Below are 2707 nucleotides of genomic sequence, written 5' to 3'. Positions count from 1 at the left end.
TGTAATCGGCAACTAACAATGCAGAGTTTTCGGCAAGTATGAATGCAGCGTTTTCGGCAACAATGGTACAGGATTTTCGGCAACAACAGTACAGAGAAAACGGCAACAATAGTGCAGAGGTTTTAAAGATATCCATTATTTGTCTTTATCATCAAAAATTGTCTTTCTATTTTCCAACCTGAAGCTCTTTCCTGATAAATTTATTACTTCACACTGGTACAAAATTCTATCCAACAGCGCAGTCGCCAATATTTCATCATCGAGTCGGGTGGCCCATTCCGCTGGTTTTTTATTGGTCGTGATAATAAAAGATACCTTCTCATAGATGTTATTGAAAAAATTAAAGAAGGCAAGGGCATGATTTTTTTCGATGGGGAATGTCATCAGGTCGTCTATTACGATTAGATCTGCTTTGGATAATCTTTTGTATTCAGCTTTTGCCGATGGGGAAAAATCTTTCATTTTGAACATATTTATCAGGTCCTCCTGGGTACGGAAGTAGGCTTTGTATCCTTTCTGTATGGCATCCGCGCATAGACCAGCGGCCAGCATCGATTTGCCAATCCCGGATGGGCCAGTCAGCAGGATATTAAACACCTGGTCCAGCCAATTAAGCTCTCTGAGTTGATTTAAGCGGGTTGTAGACAGCCCGCTATCATTCTTGCACTGGAACAGGTTTAAGTCGCTGGAACGTGGCAATTTGGCTGTTTTAAGCCGTTTCTGCGTATCATGGTAGTCGCGATGTGCTGCTTCAATTTTTAATAGCTTCAAGGTATATTCCATGTAGCCCATCTTCCCGGCTTCCGCATCTGCTACCAGTTGATCTATGCCGGCATTCATACCACCCAGTTTAAATTGGTGGCAATACTGTTTAATGACTTGCTTTTTGTCCATGATTGATTTTTAGATGTTTGTGATTTTTATTTGATGTTAGACGTTATATATTTCAATTTGGGAGACCCTTTTTCTAAAACAGATCTATATAATCTTCGATGGAACTTTTGGCAGGCTCCATTAGAGCAGCCGGAGGCAACGATCCATTCAACGGATTCCTTTGGAGGGGCGGATAATCAAGGATAGCTGCAACAGCCCTTGTTTGCAGCTTCTGCTCTATGATCGATTTGAAGTCTAAGGCGCTTTGAATATTGTTTTGGCAGCAATAGCTTAAGGCTTCGCTGATGCTATCTTTGTCAGCTGCATCTATTGTTTCCCGGAACAGCAGGATCTGATCGCGGATATAGCGCGGTTTTTCTTTGCGTACAGCATTTAAAAATTGCCTGCCCTGGTCAGCATCTTCCCCTAACCACCCACAGACTTCCTGGATCAGTTTATCAATCCGGATGGACTTATCCCTTTTATGGTCCGAGTTGAGCACTTTATGGCCTCTGCCGATGGCTATCATGTGCTTGCATAAGATATCTCCTTGTAGATTGGATATGATCAGGTAAATGGAATCATCCACTCCCGCGGTTACCACCGTCCCTTTCCCTTTAAAAGTGCCCAATGGCAACGAATAGAAATTTCCCTTATAGGTTATCACGTTATCCTTGCGCACGGTATAAACTTCCTGGCTAGTGGTTTGAATAAATTCCGGGAAAGCAGCCAAACAAGGTTGTTCTTTTACCCATTCCGCATGCGGAGAAAGTTTGGTAGTTCCATGCGGCAATTTATTGGCGGTCCGGCTTAGCCATTGCAGGACTTCTTCATTTAATGTCGCTATATCGCAGAAACATCTGTTATACAGGAAGTTCTGTTTAACATATTTTATGACATTTTCAATTTTCCCTTTGCTTTCCGGATCTGCCTTTCGGCAGAAATGTAGTTCAAAATGCCGCTCTTTTGTATAGGATCTAAAAGCATCTGTAAGAATAATATCCCCTTTGTTTTCATTGACGATAAAGACCCGGTCCTGATCATAGACAACTTGTTCAGGTATCCCCTGGAAGAACGAAAACGCTTGCTCATGGCCTGTTATAGACAATTCCGTGGTGAAGTGTCTGTCGCTGAACCAAACATATTTGTACCTTGACCGTGACAATTGAATAGCGATAAAAAATACCTTAACCCTTTTACCCAGGCCGTTACGAAGGTTGTATACGCCAAAGTCAGCCTGCGCCTGCTTTCCATAGGGAGACTCCTCCAGCATCTCATATTCTCTTACAGGCTTTATTTGTGGAAGGTTATACTTCTGGCGGATCCACAGGACAAAATTGAACAGGGTCCGGGTGGCCGTTTGTGGAAACTCGGGAAAGTTTTCCTTAAGCCAGTCATGCATTTGAGCAGCCGATGTTTCCTGATATTTTTCCAGCTTGGCTTTAACAAAAGACTCATAAGGCAACAACCCTCGTTTACGCTGCGATTTGTTCTCCATGAATCGGTTAAATTCATCTATAGGCATAGACAAATAGGACTTTACGGTCCGCCAATTGATTCCGGTAATACTGCTGATTTTAGTTATAGAAAATCCCTGCTCATGCAATTGTTGGAGGCTCTGATAGATCATAAGTTTCTTTAAATAAGCATTCATAATGGCAGAAAAGTTTATTTCCTGCGAAAGTGGCATTCTTCCCCATCGCGGAGAAGAAAACCTCTGCACTATTGTTGCCGAAACTTATGTATCGTTGTTGCCGTTTTCTCTGCATCATTGTTGCCGAAAACACTGTAGTCTTAGTTGCCGAAAACGCTGTAGTTGTAATTGCCGATCACA

The 2707-nt window shown here is 42.4% G+C and carries 2 protein-coding genes; both read right to left on the bottom strand.

The window, feature by feature from the left end:
• Positions 1–135: 135 nt before the first annotated feature.
• A complete protein-coding gene (gene istB, locus ACX0G9_RS31550; protein ID WP_459068983.1) occupies positions 136–894 on the bottom strand; it encodes an IS21-like element helper ATPase IstB in 759 nt (252 codons plus the stop codon).
• 73 nt (positions 895–967) lie between these two features.
• The gene (gene istA, locus ACX0G9_RS31545; RefSeq protein ID WP_459068982.1) at positions 968–2527 is read right to left on the bottom strand and encodes an IS21 family transposase; all 1560 of its coding nucleotides are present in this window, start codon (positions 2525–2527) and stop codon (positions 968–970) included.
• Positions 2528–2707 lie beyond the last annotated feature (180 nt).

It is taken from the genome of Flavitalea flava, from assembly GCF_054461575.1.
This window is presented reverse-complemented; position numbering and strand designations above follow the sequence as displayed.